The following is a 14,758-nucleotide window of genomic DNA, read 5'->3' on the forward strand; positions in this document are numbered from 1 at the left end:
CAGAATCCTCTATTTGGCATCGATGAAGTCCAGCACAGCCTGGCTATATTCATCCGGCGCTTGCAGCATGGCGAAATGACTGGCGTTGGGCAGGACGATCAGCTTCGCACCTGGGATGGCGGAGGCGATATAGTCGGTGTGTTCGCGCTTGATCGCCTCATCGTGGTCGCCGGCAACGATCGCCGTCGGCGTGGTTATCTCGGCAAGCTGTTCCTTGCTCCACGCCGGCTCGCTCTCCCACATGTGGCTCATCTGCGCCACGAAGGCGTCATACTGGTCCGGTGTTTTCGACATCTTCTTGTAGTCGCGGCCGGAGCGGTCGATGTAGGCGGCAAAGGTCTTGTTGGTCATCACGCCCGGATCAAGGCCGTCGGCGGTTACGTTGGCGGCTTGCGCGAACAGCCTTGTCAGCCGCTCCGGATGATGCAGTGCGATGTCGATACCGATGATGCCGCCATCGCTCCAGCCGACAAGCGCGGTCTTGTCGATCTTCAGGTGGTCGAGCAGCGCCAGATAGTCCGACGCCATCAAGTCGTAGCCATAGGGCTGCTCGGTGCGGGTGGAGCGGCCGTGGCCACGGCTGTCGGCGACGATCACCTTGTGCGTCTTGGAAAGCGTGGCCACCTGGCTGGCCCAGATGTCGCCGTGGCCGAGGCCGCCATGGATGAGCAGCACCGGATCGCCCACGCCGAAAACGGCGTAGTACATCTGGATGCCGTTCACTGGCGCGTATCCGCTCTGATCGGGTTTGGGCATGGCCGCTGGTTCCGGCAAGGTCTGCCAACGCTCCTCGGCCACGGCAGAAGTGGTCGACGCTGCGAACAGGATAACGATGGCGAACGCTTTCCAAAAACGGGTCATGTCTTCCCTCATATGGTTCGGTTCGCGGTCAGCATCGCCTTCCAGCCGGATTAGTCAACAAGCTCGCCCTGACGCGGTATGTCGGACCGACGGCTCTGGCGGCGCCCGCCGACATTTGCGAGACTGGCGGCAACCGAGGAATCGCCCATGACGAAAGCAACGCCCGCAAAACCCAGACCTTGGACCGAGATGGCGACACATCTGGTCGATGTCGCCGTGGGGCGCAAACCCGCTGACCTGGTCGTGCGCAACGGCCGCTGGGTGAACGTTCATTCGGGCGAGATCATCGCCGGCACCGACATCGCCATTGCCGGCGGGCGCTTTGCCTATTGCGGGCCCAATGCCAGCCATGCAATCGGCCAGGGCACCAAGGTGGTCGATGCCGGCGGGCGTTATCTGGTGCCCGGCCTCTGCGACGCGCATATGCATGTCGAGAGCGGCATGGTGACGGTGACCGAGTTCTGCCGGGCCGTCATTCCGCACGGCACCACCTCGATGTTCATCGACCCGCACGAAATCGCCAATGTTCTGGGTCTGCCCGGCGTGCGGCTGATGCATGACGAAGCGGTCGCCATGCCCATCAACGTGCATGTCCAGATGCCGTCCTGCGTGCCTTCGGCGCCGGGGCTGGAACATGCCGGCGCCGAGCTGACGGTCGCCGATGTCGCGGAAGCGATGACCTGGGAGAACATTATCGGCCTGGGCGAAGTGATGAATTTCCCCGGCGTCGTCGCCAATGATCCGGTCATGTCGGGCGAGATCGCCGCGACTGTCAAGGCAGGCAAGACGGTCGGCGGCCACTATGCCTCGCGCGATCTCGGCCTGCCGTTCCACGGCTACGTCGCCGGCGGCCCCGAGGACGATCATGAGGGCACGCGCGCCGAGGACGCCATCGCCCGCGTGCGCCAGGGCATGAAGGCGATGCTGCGGCTGGGCTCGGCCTGGTACGACGTTGCCTCGCAGATCAAGGCGGTGACGGAGGGCGGAATCGACCCGCGCAACTTCGTCCTGTGCACCGACGACAGCCATTCCGGCACGCTGGTCCAGGAGGGCCATATGGACCGCGTGGTGCGCCACGCCATCCAACAGGGATTGAAGCCGGTGACGGCGATCCAGATGGCGACGCTCAACACCGCCCAGCATTTCAAACTGGAGCGCGAGATCGGCTCGATCGCGCCGGGCCGGCTGGCCGACCTGCTGATCGTCTCGGATCTCGCCGCAATGACCATCGACGAGGTCTATGCACGCGGCGTCAGGGTGGCCAAGGGCGGCAAGCTCGAAATCGACATTCCGGCCTATGATTACCCCCGGACGGCGAAGAACACCGTCAAGCTCGGCAAGAAGTTGAAGGGCGACGACTTCGATATCGCCGCCCCCAAGGGCGCCAACGAGGTTCGGGTGCGTGTCATCGGCGTCATCGAGAACCAGGCGCCGACGCGCGCGCTGGAGGCCGATCTGCCGGTCGAGGACGGGCTGGTCGCCATGGACCGCCGCAACGACATCTGCCAGATCGCGCTGGTCGAGCGTCACAGGGGCACGGGCGGCGTCACCAACGCCTTCGTTTCGGGCTTCGGCTATATGGGCGACTGCGCCATGGCGTCCAGCGTGGCGCATGACGCCCACCACATCATCTGCGTCGGCACCAACAAGCAGGACATGGCGCTGGCGGTAAACCGTCTGGGCGCGGTCGGTGGCGGCGTCGTGCTGTTCTCCAAGGGCAAGGAACTGGCGCTGGTCGAAATGCCGATCGCAGGCCTGATGTCGGACGAACGGGCGGAAATCGTCGCGGCCAAGGCCGAGAAGCTCACCGAGGCGATGCGCAAGATGGGCTGTTCGCTGAACAACGCCTACATGCAGCACTCGCTGCTGGCGCTGGTCGTCATTCCGGAGCTCAGGATCTCCGACGTCGGCCTGATCGATGTGACGACATTCCAGAAGGTCGATCTGTTCGTCTAGGATTGTTGATATTCAGGCCATGCCGGCCTGCAAGTAGCGATTTTCTGCGCTTCCGGTGCTCACGTACTTAAGTACGCTCCGCTCCGGTTCTCGAAAACCACCACTTTCGGCTCGGCCTGACCCGAATCTCAACAATCCTAGCGCCAATGCCGCCCGCTGGCTCACCCGCCGGTGGCGATGGTCAGCACCTTGAACGGCGTGGTGATGACGATCTCTGCGACCGAGCCGACGGCCTTGCCGAGGCCCTGGCCGAGATTGTTGAGCTGTGTCGGGTCGGGTTCGTCCGAGGCGAGGCCCGCCGGCGCCCGCAGCCGGTCGCCGAGCAGTTGCACCAGCATCGGGTTGTCGGCGAATTTGGCGTGGTTGAGGCGGTCGCCGCCCTTGGCCTGGGAAAGATCGACCACCGACACGCCATAGCTGGCGAGGTCTGCAGCGTTGCCGTAGTCGCCGACGCGCGGCTTGTCGCCCGAGATCAGGGACGAGAGCTTGAGAGCCCGGTCATCCGCAGAGAGCAGGATGGCGAACGGCTTGTCGGGTTTGCCGTAGCGGATCATCTGCTTCTTGAAGACGTCGACATCGATGTCGGGCGAGGCCAGGATGACATAGCCCAGCTTGCCGCCGAGATCCCGGTCGCCCGTGATGGCAAGCTGGCGCAGCGCCTCCATGGTCACCCAGGTTCCCATCGAATGGGCGATGATGTCGATGCTCTTGACCTTTGTCTTGGCCAGCATCCGGAGCGTCGCCTCGAGGTCGTCGCGCGCTGCGTTGGCGCTTTCCTTGTCGTAGATATAACCCGTGGTCTTGCCGCTCGAAGCCCAGGAGAACAGCACCGGGGTGCCGGGATATTTGGTGTCGTGGGCGATCTGCGTCAGCCGGTAGATGCCGTCGTCAAAACCGTTGTTGAAGCCGTGCACGAAAACCAGCGCACGGTCGCCGCGCATGGAAATGTCGGCGCCGACCGCTTTGGCGAACTGGGGCGCGCCCTCATAGAAAGTGACGTCCTTGGCGGTAAAATCCTTGGCAGGATTGCTGTTTGCCGATCCCTTGGCCCGCTCGATGGCGCCGACCTGATGGCTTTTGGGAACGGTGACGTCGACACGGGCAAAGCTGGTGGTCAGCGAGCGATCGCCGTCGTAAACCTGTCGCGGCTCTTTTGTTGCCCTCTGGCGGGTGGTGGCGACGAAGATTTCATGCGTGGCCGCGATGTCGGATGCGGGCACCGAGACCGTCGTCCTGTTGAGCAGGTCGTGCGTTTTCCCGCCAGCGCAGCCGGTGACAGCGAGCGCCAATGCAACGACGAGGTAGCTCTTCGAACGCACGGTCACACGCAGGCTCCCGCAAAAGGGGACGTCAAACGCGTGACGTCGCTGGCTATTCCGATAAGGCCAGAGACCGGCGCGGTCCAGTTCAAAGTGAATCCATACGTCCGCGATGCCGGGCAGGCATGGCCGCGAGACCGCACCTATTGGCCAAGCAGGCTGATGCGGTCAGTGACATCACGGTCGCTGGCAAAGCCGTCATCCTCGCGCAGCCGCTGGCCGATCATCTTCACCAGCGTCGGATTGTCGGCGAACTTCGTATGGTTGAAGCTATCCGATCCCTTGACCTTGGACAGGTCGACGACCGTCACGCCATAAGAGGCAAGATCGGCGGCATCCTTGTAGTCGCCGACACGCGGCCGCGAACCGGCGATCAGGCCGGAGAGCCGCAGCGCACGGTCGTCGTCCGACAACAGCAGGATGAACGGCTTGTCGGGCTTGCCATAGCGCCGCATCTGGCTCTTGAACACGTCGACATCGATGTCGGGCGAGGCCAGCACCACGTCGCCGAGCTTACCGCCGAGATCGCGATCGCCGGTGATGGCCATCTGGCGCAGCGTTTCCATGGTGACCCAGGTTCCGAGCGAATGTGCGACGATGTCGATGCGCCGCGCGCCGGACTGCTCCAGCATCCTGAGCGTCACCTCCAACTGGTCGCGGGCAGCGCTGGCGCTTTCCTTGTCGTAGACATAGTCGGTGGTCCTGGCGCCCGATGCCCAGGAAAACAGCACTGGCGTGCCGGGATAGCCGGAATCATGGACGATCTGGGTCAGGCGATAGACGGCGGCATCGAAGCCGGTGTTGTAGCCATGCACGAAGACCATGACGCGGCCGCCGCGCGCCGCGATGTCGGCGTTGAGCGCGCTGGAGAATTTCGGCTGCGTGTCGTAGCCGACGACCTCGGAAGCCATGAAATACTTGGCCGGGTCGTCCGACTTGCCGCGCGAGCGGCGCTCGATCTGGCCGGTCTTGTGAAGCCCCGGAACGGTGACGTTGACGCGGGCATAGTTCAGCGTCGCCGACCGTTCGCCGTCGAAAACCTTGTTGGGATCGTCGGATTTCTTGCGCGTCGTGGCGATGAAGATCGAGTGGTTGCCGGCGATCTCCGTCACCGGCGCGGACACCATGGCGCTGCCAAGCAATTCCTGTGTTTGCTGGCCGGCGCAGCCGGCGACGAACAAGGCCAGGACAACGGTAAAAATCTTCTTCAAAGGCACGCCTGAATTTCCAACTCCGGCCGAAAGGCCTGTCTATCCTCACGATACCTCCCGGACAGGCAGAGTGCGGCAGAACTAAGTCCTGTCGAGTCGAAATGTGGTCGGCGCCCCGCTGCGGCCATCGCAGTGTTGCGCGAAAGCCAAAATGGCGGGAAACGCCTGCGTGATGTGCGCAATGAGCGGCGTCGCCGCTGGCCCTCCAATCCCCGCGGAGATAGCGATTTCATACCGCCCGATGCGAGGGGGCATGAGAATGCACCCGCAAGTAGCTGAAAATATTTCGCAAAATTTCCGCCCGGAAGGACGTAAATGATGGACGATGGCGCTGGGGAGCCGGATATGTGATAGGCGGGCTCGCGCCGCACCTGGTCATGGCGCTCAACAACCGAACGTTCGCGACCCGATTAATGATAGAGATCCGCGGACAGCATGCAACGCAAGGTGATTTTCCCCAGGGGTGGTTTCCGATGAACAGTTTCTCTTCCCGCGTTGCTGCTGCCGCCGCCGCGATCCGCCAGATCTTCCCGGAAACGCCGCTGCAGGAGAACGACTATCTGTCGAAAAAGACCGGCGCGCGGGTTCTGCTCAAGCGCGAGGATCTGTCGCCGGTCCGCTCCTACAAGATCCGTGGCGCCTTCAACTTCTTCCGCAAGACGCTGGCGGTGGGCAACGAGGCGGAACTGTTCGTCTGCGCGTCCGCCGGCAACCATGCGCAGGGCTTTGCATTCGTCTGCCGCCATTTCGGCAGGCGAGGCGTTGTGTTCATGCCGGTGACGACGCCGCAGCAGAAGATCGACAAGACCAGGCTGTTCGGCGGCGAATTCATCGAGATCAGGCTGGTCGGCGACTTTTTCGACGACTGCTATCGCGCCGCCTTCGAATTCACCGAAAGCTCCGGCGCCCATATGGTGCCGCCCTTCGACCATAAGGACATCATCGAGGGGCAGGCGACCGTCGCCTACGAGATCGCCGACCAGATGCCGGGCGCCCGCATGCCCGACATCATCATGCTGCCGGTTGGCGGCGGCGGGCTTGCCGCCGGCGTCACCCATTATTTCGCCGATCAGGGCCGGGAAGCGCGCTTCGTCTTCTGCGAGCCGGCCGGTGCGCCGAGCCTGCGCGAGAGCCTCGCTGCGGGAAAACGGCTCAAACTCGCCAAGGTCGACAATTTCGTCGATGGCGCGGCGGTGGCAGAGATCGGCCGCGAGCCGTTGCGGCATCTCAAGGATTTTCCGGCCGACACGGTGCGGCTGATCCCGGAAAACCGGCTCTGCGCCACCATGATCGAGATGCTCAACGTCGAAGGCGTCGTGCTGGAGCCGGCCGGCGCGCTGGCGATCGATGCGCTCAAGGATTTCTCCAGGAAGGAGATCAGGGGCAAGACCATCGTTGCCGTGGTTTCGGGCGGCAATTTTGACTTCGAGCGGCTGCCGGACGTCAAGGAGCGGGCGCTGCGCTTCGAGGGGCTGAAGAAGTACTTCATCATCCGCTTTCCGCAACGACCGGGCGCGCTACGCGACTTCCTCGAATTGCTCGGTCCCGACGACGATATCGCCCGCTTCGAATATTTGAAGAAATCGGCACGCAATTTCGGTTCGGTGCTGATCGGCATCGAAACCAAGGACCGTCGCAATTTCGACCTGCTCAAGGCGAATTTCGAGGCCGAGGGCGTCCAGTATCAGGACATCACCGACAACGAGACACTGGCCGGGTTCATCATATGAGCGATCGAATGGTTGATCCGGGAAAAATCTTCGTCGCGCTGTTTTCCGGCATCAATGTCGGCGGCAACCGCATCGTCAAGATGGCGGAGCTGCGGTCGTTCTTCGAGGGCCTCGGCTTTTCCGACGTCGCCACCTACGTGCAGAGCGGCAATGCCGTGTTCCGGGCGAAGAAAGGCGACGCGGCGGCACTGGCGAACCTGCTCGAAGCAGCCTTCGAGACGAAATGGGGGTTCCATTCGCGCATCATGGTGCGCGATCTCTCCTGGTTCGAGAAGCTGGTGCGCGAAAATCCCTATCCGGAAATTGCCGCGGACCACACGAAGCTGCACGCCTATGTGCTGGAACGCGAGCCGACCGCCGATGAGGTGGCGCGGCTGACCGAAAAGTGCACCGGCCCCGAACGCTTCGAGATCAAGGGCGATGTGCTCTACCTCAGCGCACCGAATGGGCTGGGCAAATCGGTGTTTGCCGGGCTGATCCCGCGCACGCTGAAAGTGCCGGGTACCGCGCGCAATTGGCGCTCGGTGCAGGCGCTGCTGGAGATGGCCGCACACGCCGGTGAGAAGTAGTTGGCCGGCTAGGCGGAAGTTGGTTTCCAGTCGAAGGTCAGTTCTTCGCGGAAAGCAAAGCGCTTGATGTGATCGGCGACAACGCTTTCCAGGCGCTCGATCGATCCTGCTTCGTCAGTCGACACCGTGATATGCAGCGCTGCGGCATCGGCAGCCATGACGGTACGGCCCATTGAGAGATCGATGGTGCCATGGGTGGGATCGAACTCGACCGGGAATTTGTGTGCCCAGTGCTTGCACAACTGCTGCAGATAGCGGCTGGCATGTTCGGTGGCGACGTCGGCATGGCTGGTCGGCATGAATTCTCCTGGGCAAGCGCCCTTTTGCATGGCTGGGCGCCGGCCCAAGCCTGGCGCCTCAGCCAGACAGATAGGCGCCGCCCCTGAAAAACCAAACGGTAGCGGGGCCGTCAGCCTGGCATTGTCCGCTCAAGACAGCGTGATCGGCTACCAGCTTCCGGTGTTCGCCATCGAAGCCCAAGGCTCGGCCTTGGCCTTGGCCGGGCCTTTCTGCAAAAGCTCGATCGAGATGCCGTCCGGCGACTTGACGAAAGCCATGTTGCCGTCGCGCGGCGGCCGGTTGATGATGACGCCATTGTCCATCAGATGCTGGCAGGTGGCGTAGATGTCGTCGACCTCATAAGCGAGGTGGCCGAAATTGCGCCCGCCCTTGTAGTCTTCGGGATCCCAATTGTAGGTCAGTTCGACCAGCGGTGCCTTTTCATTGATGCCGCTCTCCTCGTCTTCCGGTGCGGCGAGGAAGATCAGCGTGAAGCGGCCCTGCTCGTTTTCGTAGCGGCGCACTTCCTTGAGGCCGAGCTTATTGCAGTAGAAGTCGAGCGAGGCATCGACGTCGGCGACGCGGATCATGGTGTGCAGATAGCGCATGTGATTTCCTCGATAAATTGCGTTGCGGCGCAACATAGGGTCGGCCCTGTCAAAGGGCAATCGTGCGGCGGTGCGCAATGCCGGCAAAGAACAAATCCGGTATTGCCCCAATGAACCGTGAAAAAAGGCACGGCAGGTCTTGCACACACCGGAAGCCGCAGTGTTAATCTGTTGGCAAGAATCAGTTGCGGTGTTCTTGAAAAGAGGGGGCATTCTTATGGGGGAAAAGGCCTCTTTCATGGGGCGGGACGGAACCCTTGGCGACGCCTTGCAGCGTGACGAAGGCGGCGACGCTTCTGATCTGCTCGAAGTAGCCGGCGCTATCAAGTGGTTCGATGTGGCCAAGGGTTATGGTTTCATCCTCCCGGATGACGGCATCTCGGGCGACATCCTCCTCCATGTGACATGTCTTCGAAGAGACGGCTTTCAGACGGCCCTGGAAGGCGCGCGTGTGGTCTGCCTCGTCAAGCATGGCGAGCGCGGATTGCAGGCCTTCCGTGTGCTCTCCATGGATGTCACCACCGCGGTCCACCCGGCCGAGATGCAGGAGCAGCGCACCCATGTCGCGGTGACGCCGGAGAGCGGTCTCGAACGCGCCTTGGTGAAATGGTTCAACCGCACCAAGGGGTTTGGTTTTCTCACCCGCGGCGAGGGTACCGAGGATATCTTCGTCCATATGGAGACCTTGCGCCGTTACGGTGTCACCGAGCTTCGGCCCGGACAGGTCGTGCTGGTTCGTTTCGGGCGCGGCGACAAAGGCCTTATGGCCGCCGAAATTCACCCCGATATGGGGACCTTGCCGGTCTCGCACTAGGGCGTTTCCGGCCGAGGATCTCGAATGGCTTACAGGAACTGGCTGACCGCGGGCGCGATGTGCGCGATTGCCTTCATCGCCGCCGCCGGTGGTTACTTCTATTCCGAAAAGCCGACCTCGGCGGACAGCCGGGCGATGATCCTTCCGGCCGATCCGGCGCCATTGGTCGTGGTGACGAAAGGCGGTGACCGCTCTTTCTCCATCGAAGTCGCCGACACCGCCGCGGAGCGCGAGGCTGGCTTGATGTATCGCCAGGACATGGCGGACAACCACGGCATGCTGTTCGTCTTCGAGGTCCAGCAGCAGGTTGGCTTCTGGATGCACAACACCCCGATGCCGCTTGATCTGATTTTTGTCGGCCAGGATGGCAAGATCCGGGCGGTCAAGCACGGCGAGCCGCAATCAGACGCCGTCATTTCGCCTGGTGTACCGGTGCGCTTCGTGCTCGAGCTCAAGGCCGGCACTGCCGCCAGGAACGGCATCGAGTATGGCGACCTTTTGCGCCATCCGGCGGTGGGCACGGTGTCCGGCCCGAGCATGCCGCCCGCCGACAATGGCGATGCACCAAATGGCGGTGGCGGTTGAGTGCGCAAGCGGGGTCGCTGATGCAGTTTTTCACCCATGACGGCTTCGATCTTGCTTTCCTGGAGCGCCAGCCGGAATCGGGCGAGGGCGATCCGGTGCTGATGATCCACGGCTTCGCTTCGAGCCACTATGTCAACTGGGTGTCGCCCGGCTGGTTCAAGACGCTGAACGATGCCGGTTACCGCGCCATCGCCTTTGACAATCGCGGCCACGGCGCGTCGTCCAAGAGCTATGATGAGGCGGACTATACGCCGGTCAAGATGGCCTCCGATGCCACTGCCTTGCTCGACCATCTCGGCATCGAGCGCGCCCACGTCATGGGTTATTCGATGGGCGCGCGCATCGCGGCGTTCATGGCGCTGTCCGATCCGGACAAGGTGGCGACGCTGGTCTTCGGCGGCCTCGGCATCGGCATGATCGACGGTGTCGGCGATTGGGATCCGATTGCCGACGCGCTGCTTGCCGAAGATCCGGCCGCGACCAGCCATCCGCGCGGCCGGTCGTTTCGCGCCTTCGCCGACCAGACCCGCAGCGATCGCCGTGCCTTGGCGGCTTGCATCGCCAAATCGCGCGAATTGCTGAGCGAGCAGGATGTTGCCCGCATCGCCCAGCCGACGCTGGTCGCCGTCGGAACGACCGACGACATAGGCGGCTCGCCCGATGAGCTTGCAGCGTTGATGCCGAACGCCAGCGCTTTTCATATCGAGGGCCGGGACCATATGCTGGCCGTCGGGGACAAGACCTTCAAGCAGCGCGTGCTGGAGTTCTATGCCGAAAATCCGCTCTGAGCGGAGGGCCAGGGCAGCGAGAAGCAGTGCCGTAGTCGGGGACGAGGCTGCTTGGCATCGTGATAGGCGCCTATCCTGATTGTCCTTAGCCGTTTGCAAGGGCCGCCAGCGATCGCGCGATGTTTTCCCGGGCCTGCGGTTCGAAGCGCTGGCGAAACTCTTGCGTGTGGAAGATATGCGGGCGGGCGAGGAAACTCTTCAAGACCGCACTGCGTCCGGCTCGCCACATCGGCTCCTCCACCCAGTGGTACTCGCGCCGCACGGCGCGCTCATAGGCGTCGAAGGCGTCCGGTGCGGCACCCAGGATCGACAGGTCCATATCCAGGAAAAGACTTGCGTCCCGTGTGGCCGTCGCGTCGTCGAACGGCGGGACCTGGTGCGTGGCGGTGGCGACGATCATTGCCGAGATGCGGTTGATACGTGAAGGATCTGCGCGGCCCGCCAGCTTTTTTTCGGCAAGGGCGGCACTTTGCGCCTCATTGTCCTTGGCCTTGCTGTCATAGACGGCATCGTGGAACCAGATCGCCGCTTCGATCGCCTCGGGATCGGCCAGCAACCTTCGATAGTCGCCAGCCAGCGCCAGCATCGCCTCGATATGGGCAAGGTTGTGGTAGTGGCGGCCCTGTGCCCGGTAGAGTGCTGAGAGCTCGCTTTTCAGCGCGTCGTCGATCAAGGGTTCGTTTTCCATGGCTGCTTGAATTCCCGCGAACCAAATCCATTTGACAAAGCACTAAGGAAAATTGAGTTCAATCGTGCTATGATCTGGCTTATATGTGCGGCCGGGCAGCAGGCAAGCACAACAGGCAAGCCAGGCAGGACGCAGGACGAGACGGCGATGAACAGCATCAGCATTTCCCGACACAGCGCATTGAAGCCGGTCGATCCGATCTGGCGTTCGATCCGCGACGAGGCCATGGAGGCTGTCAACCGCGACCCGCTGCTCGCTGCATTCCTCTATTCGACCATCCTCAACCAGGACAGCCTGGAAGAAGCAGTCATTCATCGGCTGGCCGAGCGGCTGGCGCACCAGGACATCGGCTCCGATCTCATCCGCCAGACCTTCAAGTCCATGCTGGCCGACGACAAGGAGTGGCCGACGACGGTGCGTGTCGACATCCAGGCCTATTACGATCGCGATCCGGCTTGCGACCGCTTCATCATGCCGGTGCTCTATTTCAAGGGGTTTCACGCCATCCAGACCCATCGGCTGGCGCATTGGCTGTGGAACCAGGGGCGCAAGGATTTCGCGCTCTATCTGCAGAGCCGCTCGTCCTCGGTCTTCCAGACCGACATCAACCCGGCCGCCCGCATTGGCAAGGGCATCTTCATCGACCACGCAACCGGCCTCGTGGTCGGCGAGACGGCGGTCATCGAGGATGACGTGTCGATCCTGCATGGCGTGACGCTGGGCGGCACCGGCAAGGCCGGCGGCGACCGCCACCCCAAGATCCGCTACGGCGTGCTGATCGGCGCCGGCGCCAAGATACTCGGCAACATCGAAATCGGCCATTGCTCGAAGATAGCGGCCGGCTCGGTGGTGCTGTCGCCTGTGCCGCACAACAAGACGGTTGCCGGCGTGCCGGCCCGCGTCGTCGGCGAGACCGGCTGCGATCAGCCGTCGCGCCAGATGGACCAGCTTTTGCCGTCGCAGACGATGGATCAGGTCGTCAGTTTCGACATCTGATCGTCATATGTCCGCTGCCTGAGGCCGTGGGCAGACATGGGCGATTGTTCTCGCCCAAGGTCTTTTGAGATTCAGGTCAGGCCGAGCCGAAAATGGTGGGTTCCGAGAACCGGAGCGGAGCGTACGTTTGGGTACGTGAGCACAGTTCTACCGCGACGCGGTAGAACGGGGAAGCGCAGGAAACCGCCATTTGCAGGCCGGCCTCACGTGAATATCAACAGACCTTAATCAGGCCGCTTGCCTTTACATCGCCATTGTCGACGTGCCAGAAGCGCGTTCGAACGAGCAAGCCCGATGATCGGAGAAGACTGTTGAAGCCGGACGAAATCAGAAAGCTGGACGCCTATTTCAAGCGCGTCTTCCAAAACCCCAGGCTCGAGGTCAAGGCGCGGCCGCGCAAGGACGATTCGGCCGAGGTCTATGTCGGCGACGAATTCCTCGGCATCGTCTTCAAGGACGAGGACGACGGCGACTACAATTTTTCGATGGCGATTCTCGACATCGATCTGGCCTGAGCCAGAAAATCTTGCGGTCGGCCGGCTTCATGGAGCCGGCCAGCCGGGTTCCCTTGAAGCGTTCTTAACGTCCCGCCTTCAGAACGCGCCCGGCTTCAGTGGCGATTGCCGCATCGAGCGCCTGCCAATCGCCCAGAAACTCCCTTGGGAAGCGATAGGTGAGGCTGAGTTCGTCGCCGACCTGGATGTCGCGCTCGCAAGGCGCCAGCGATTGGTCGGCACTCGGCCCGCTCAGGCAACGGGCCACGAACGGCTCCTTGCCGGGGCGATTGCCGACAACCAGCACCTCGTTCAGATAGCCTGATTTCTCGTTGAAACCATAAATCATCGTGCCGCCAGGCCCGGCAGTGCCGGGTCGGGTGATCAGCGCGCTGTAGATCGGCGCGAAGCGGCCGCTCATGTCACGCGACATCATCTGCTGTTCGAAGGACAGGAAGACGATGCTTTTGGCTGTCCCCGTATGGTTGAAATCATCTCGCGCGGCCTCGCTGTAGCCGTCCATCTGGGGATAGCGCAGATAGAGGTCGAGCCGCGAGGCGATGCCGTCGCGCCGGGCCTGGGCGAAACGGATGGCATTGGCCGGGACCGTGATGACATTGTTGCCGATCACCACCTGGTGGGCCGTTGCGTCGTCGGTGTATCCGGCCATGGCGATCGAATGGCCGAACCATTTGCCGGCAAGGCTGATCGCCACCGACAACAGGGCGAGCGCCGCGAACCCGTAGAGCACCCGCTTCATCAGCGTGGAATCGACCACGGTGAGTTCGTTGGCGAGCGCTGCCTGCTTCATCTCAGTCCTCGGATCTCGGGCCGCCCGTCCGCCTCCAGTGTCCCCGGGCGGCACACATCGCACGGCATGGCTCTTGCAGCCTGCATGGAACGACTGTGCAATTTCATGGTAAATGGAAAGTTAAGATGGGACCGCTGGAACTCACACTCTTTGCTTTTGCCGTCGGGTTGACGGCCTGCGGGCTGGCCGGATCGGCCATGGAACTGGTGTCGGGCCGCAAGGTCGCCTTCACCGAACCCTATGTGTCGCCGTCACATGTCTTGCGCTCGCTGCTCGCCACGGCCTGTGCGGGACCGTTCATGCTGGTCAACGACGCCATCGATGCCCGGCGTCAGCGCCGCATTTCAACGTTGGCGCTGATGTCCTGCGGCTGCACGGCAATTGCGTGGACCTTGGCGCTGGGCGTCGTCGTGCTTGCCATTGCCTCATGGTCGGTCCGTCTCCTAGGGTCCGAGCTGCCAGCTTGAGACGATTCGGAGACCAGAAATGCCGCTTTATGCGATCGATGGAACAGAGCCCAGCTTCGCCGATGCGGACTCGAACTGGATCGCGCCCGATGCGACGCTGATCGGCGACGTCAGGGTCGGACGCAATGCCGGCTTCTGGTTCGGCGCCGTCATCCGCGGCGACAATGAGCCCATCGTCATCGGTGCCGACACCAACGTGCAGGAACATACGGTCATGCACACCGATCCCGGTTTCCCGCTGACGATCGGCGAAGGCTGCACGATCGGCCACCGCGCCTTGCTGCATGGCTGCACGATCGGCGACAACAGCCTGATCGGCATGGGCGCCATCGTGCTGAACGGCGCGAAAATCGGCAGGAATTGCCTGGTCGGCGCCGGTGCGCTGGTTACCGAGGGCAAGGAATTCCCGGACAATTCGCTGATCGTCGGCTCGCCCGCCAAGGCGATCAGGGTGCTGGACGACGCGGCCGTGGCAAGGTTGCGCGGCTCGGCGGCGCATTATGTCGCCAACGGCAAGCGCTTCAAGGCGGGGTTGAAGAAGGTTTGAGGCTAGCCTGGCATTTGCTGGTTTCTTAGCGCCTC

Annotated in this window: 17 protein-coding genes; 10 read left to right on the top strand and 7 right to left on the bottom strand. The window is 62.6% G+C overall.

The features are described from left to right. Nucleotides 1-9 precede the first annotated feature (9 nt). Nucleotides 10-861, bottom strand: coding sequence for an alpha/beta fold hydrolase (locus tag AC0NIL_RS18220; RefSeq protein WP_275952934.1), 852 nt, complete (start codon nucleotides 859-861; stop codon nucleotides 10-12). 147 nt (nucleotides 862-1,008) lie between these two features. On the opposite strand from AC0NIL_RS18220, the gene ade reads away from it, so the two are divergent. Further along, entirely contained in the window at nucleotides 1,009-2,817 is a 1,809-nt protein-coding gene (gene ade / locus AC0NIL_RS18225; protein ID WP_275952935.1) for an adenine deaminase, read from the top strand. A 161-nt stretch (nucleotides 2,818-2,978) separates the two neighbouring features. On the opposite strand, the gene AC0NIL_RS18230 is transcribed toward ade, so the two are convergent. Together AC0NIL_RS18230 and AC0NIL_RS18235 are read right to left on the bottom strand one after the other, a co-directional pair. Further along, a complete protein-coding gene (locus tag AC0NIL_RS18230) occupies nucleotides 2,979-4,142 on the bottom strand; it encodes an alpha/beta hydrolase (RefSeq protein WP_024503865.1) in 1,164 nt (387 codons plus the stop codon). A gap of 137 nt (nucleotides 4,143-4,279) precedes the next feature. Then, on the bottom strand, nucleotides 4,280-5,353 hold the full coding sequence (locus AC0NIL_RS18235; protein ID WP_013531324.1) for an alpha/beta hydrolase: 1,074 nt from the start codon (nucleotides 5,351-5,353) through the stop codon (nucleotides 4,280-4,282). A 467-nt stretch (nucleotides 5,354-5,820) separates the two neighbouring features. On the opposite strand from AC0NIL_RS18235, the gene ilvA reads away from it, so the two are divergent. Both ilvA and AC0NIL_RS18245 read left to right on the top strand, forming a co-directional pair. Beyond that, nucleotides 5,821-7,077: a threonine ammonia-lyase IlvA gene (gene ilvA, locus AC0NIL_RS18240; protein WP_473573032.1), complete on the top strand. Its 1,257-nt coding sequence runs from the start codon at nucleotides 5,821-5,823 to the stop codon at nucleotides 7,075-7,077. An 8-nt stretch (nucleotides 7,078-7,085) separates the two neighbouring features. Beyond that, entirely contained in the window at nucleotides 7,086-7,646 is a 561-nt protein-coding gene (locus AC0NIL_RS18245; protein WP_024503867.1) for a DUF1697 domain-containing protein, read from the top strand. A gap of 8 nt (nucleotides 7,647-7,654) precedes the next feature. Here the strand turns inward: AC0NIL_RS18245 and AC0NIL_RS18250 are convergent, their stop codons facing one another. Both AC0NIL_RS18250 and gloA read right to left on the bottom strand, forming a co-directional pair. Beyond that, nucleotides 7,655-7,945: a DUF2218 domain-containing protein gene (locus AC0NIL_RS18250; RefSeq protein ID WP_127366976.1), complete on the bottom strand. Its 291-nt coding sequence runs from the start codon at nucleotides 7,943-7,945 to the stop codon at nucleotides 7,655-7,657. A 147-nt stretch (nucleotides 7,946-8,092) separates the two neighbouring features. Further along, nucleotides 8,093-8,533, bottom strand: a complete 441-nt coding sequence (gene gloA / locus AC0NIL_RS18255) for a lactoylglutathione lyase (RefSeq protein ID WP_013531328.1) — start codon at nucleotides 8,531-8,533, stop codon at nucleotides 8,093-8,095. A gap of 217 nt (nucleotides 8,534-8,750) precedes the next feature. Here gloA and AC0NIL_RS18260 point away from each other — a divergent pair, with 217 nt between their 5' ends. Genes AC0NIL_RS18260 through AC0NIL_RS18270 form a run of 3 tightly spaced genes read left to right on the top strand, consistent with a single transcriptional unit; the run spans nucleotide 8,751 to nucleotide 10,720 of the window. Next, a complete protein-coding gene (locus tag AC0NIL_RS18260) occupies nucleotides 8,751-9,347 on the top strand; it encodes a cold-shock protein (RefSeq protein ID WP_013531329.1) in 597 nt (198 codons plus the stop codon). A 24-nt stretch (nucleotides 9,348-9,371) separates the two neighbouring features. Continuing rightward, a complete protein-coding gene (locus AC0NIL_RS18265; RefSeq protein WP_063172308.1) occupies nucleotides 9,372-9,932 on the top strand; it encodes a DUF192 domain-containing protein in 561 nt (186 codons plus the stop codon). 20 nt (nucleotides 9,933-9,952) lie between these two features. Next, nucleotides 9,953-10,720: an alpha/beta fold hydrolase gene (locus tag AC0NIL_RS18270; protein WP_224621591.1), complete on the top strand. Its 768-nt coding sequence runs from the start codon at nucleotides 9,953-9,955 to the stop codon at nucleotides 10,718-10,720. 85 nt (nucleotides 10,721-10,805) lie between these two features. Here AC0NIL_RS18270 and AC0NIL_RS18275 read toward each other — a convergent pair whose 3' ends face one another. Next, nucleotides 10,806-11,408: an HD domain-containing protein gene (locus AC0NIL_RS18275; RefSeq protein WP_224675320.1), complete on the bottom strand. Its 603-nt coding sequence runs from the start codon at nucleotides 11,406-11,408 to the stop codon at nucleotides 10,806-10,808. A gap of 147 nt (nucleotides 11,409-11,555) precedes the next feature. Here AC0NIL_RS18275 and cysE point away from each other — a divergent pair, with 147 nt between their 5' ends. Beyond that, on the top strand, nucleotides 11,556-12,404 hold the full coding sequence (gene cysE, locus AC0NIL_RS18280; RefSeq protein WP_013531333.1) for a serine O-acetyltransferase: 849 nt from the start codon (nucleotides 11,556-11,558) through the stop codon (nucleotides 12,402-12,404). Between the two features lie 311 nt (nucleotides 12,405-12,715). Next, nucleotides 12,716-12,919, top strand: coding sequence for a DUF3126 family protein (locus AC0NIL_RS18285; RefSeq protein WP_027160407.1), 204 nt, complete (start codon nucleotides 12,716-12,718; stop codon nucleotides 12,917-12,919). A 64-nt stretch (nucleotides 12,920-12,983) separates the two neighbouring features. Here the strand turns inward: AC0NIL_RS18285 and AC0NIL_RS18290 are convergent, their stop codons facing one another. Next, nucleotides 12,984-13,709: a hypothetical protein gene (locus tag AC0NIL_RS18290; protein WP_024503873.1), complete on the bottom strand. Its 726-nt coding sequence runs from the start codon at nucleotides 13,707-13,709 to the stop codon at nucleotides 12,984-12,986. Nucleotides 13,710-13,834: 125 nt separating this feature from the next. On the opposite strand from AC0NIL_RS18290, the gene AC0NIL_RS18295 reads away from it, so the two are divergent. Beyond that, nucleotides 13,835-14,176, top strand: a complete 342-nt coding sequence (locus AC0NIL_RS18295; RefSeq protein WP_063168099.1) for a DUF6949 family protein — start codon at nucleotides 13,835-13,837, stop codon at nucleotides 14,174-14,176. A gap of 19 nt (nucleotides 14,177-14,195) precedes the next feature. Then, nucleotides 14,196-14,723: a gamma carbonic anhydrase family protein gene (locus tag AC0NIL_RS18300; RefSeq protein WP_027160406.1), complete on the top strand. Its 528-nt coding sequence runs from the start codon at nucleotides 14,196-14,198 to the stop codon at nucleotides 14,721-14,723. Nucleotides 14,724-14,758: the final 35 nt, after the last annotated feature.

It is taken from the genome of Mesorhizobium sp. WSM1343 (assembly GCF_055901535.1).

Excerpts from the sequence above, each read along its gene's own strand:
- AC0NIL_RS18265 (WP_063172308.1), top strand. The coding sequence starts at position 9,372 with ATGGCTTACAGGAACTGGCTGACCGCGGGCGCGATGTGCGCGATTGCC.
- AC0NIL_RS18250 (WP_127366976.1), bottom strand. The coding sequence starts at position 7,945 with ATGCCGACCAGCCATGCCGACGTCGCCACCGAACATGCCAGCCGCTAT.
- AC0NIL_RS18245 (WP_024503867.1), top strand. The coding sequence starts at position 7,086 with ATGGTTGATCCGGGAAAAATCTTCGTCGCGCTGTTTTCCGGCATCAAT.
- AC0NIL_RS18290 (WP_024503873.1), bottom strand. The coding sequence starts at position 13,709 with ATGAAGCAGGCAGCGCTCGCCAACGAACTCACCGTGGTCGATTCCACG.
- AC0NIL_RS18220 (WP_275952934.1), bottom strand. The coding sequence starts at position 861 with ATGACCCGTTTTTGGAAAGCGTTCGCCATCGTTATCCTGTTCGCAGCG.
- gloA (WP_013531328.1), bottom strand. The coding sequence starts at position 8,533 with ATGCGCTATCTGCACACCATGATCCGCGTCGCCGACGTCGATGCCTCG.
- ilvA (WP_473573032.1), top strand. The coding sequence starts at position 5,821 with ATGAACAGTTTCTCTTCCCGCGTTGCTGCTGCCGCCGCCGCGATCCGC.
- AC0NIL_RS18295 (WP_063168099.1), top strand. The coding sequence starts at position 13,835 with ATGGGACCGCTGGAACTCACACTCTTTGCTTTTGCCGTCGGGTTGACG.
- AC0NIL_RS18270 (WP_224621591.1), top strand. The coding sequence starts at position 9,953 with ATGCAGTTTTTCACCCATGACGGCTTCGATCTTGCTTTCCTGGAGCGC.
- cysE (WP_013531333.1), top strand. The coding sequence starts at position 11,556 with ATGAACAGCATCAGCATTTCCCGACACAGCGCATTGAAGCCGGTCGAT.
- AC0NIL_RS18260 (WP_013531329.1), top strand. The coding sequence starts at position 8,751 with ATGGGGGAAAAGGCCTCTTTCATGGGGCGGGACGGAACCCTTGGCGAC.
- AC0NIL_RS18275 (WP_224675320.1), bottom strand. The coding sequence starts at position 11,408 with ATGGAAAACGAACCCTTGATCGACGACGCGCTGAAAAGCGAGCTCTCA.
- ade (WP_275952935.1), top strand. The coding sequence starts at position 1,009 with ATGACGAAAGCAACGCCCGCAAAACCCAGACCTTGGACCGAGATGGCG.
- AC0NIL_RS18300 (WP_027160406.1), top strand. The coding sequence starts at position 14,196 with ATGCCGCTTTATGCGATCGATGGAACAGAGCCCAGCTTCGCCGATGCG.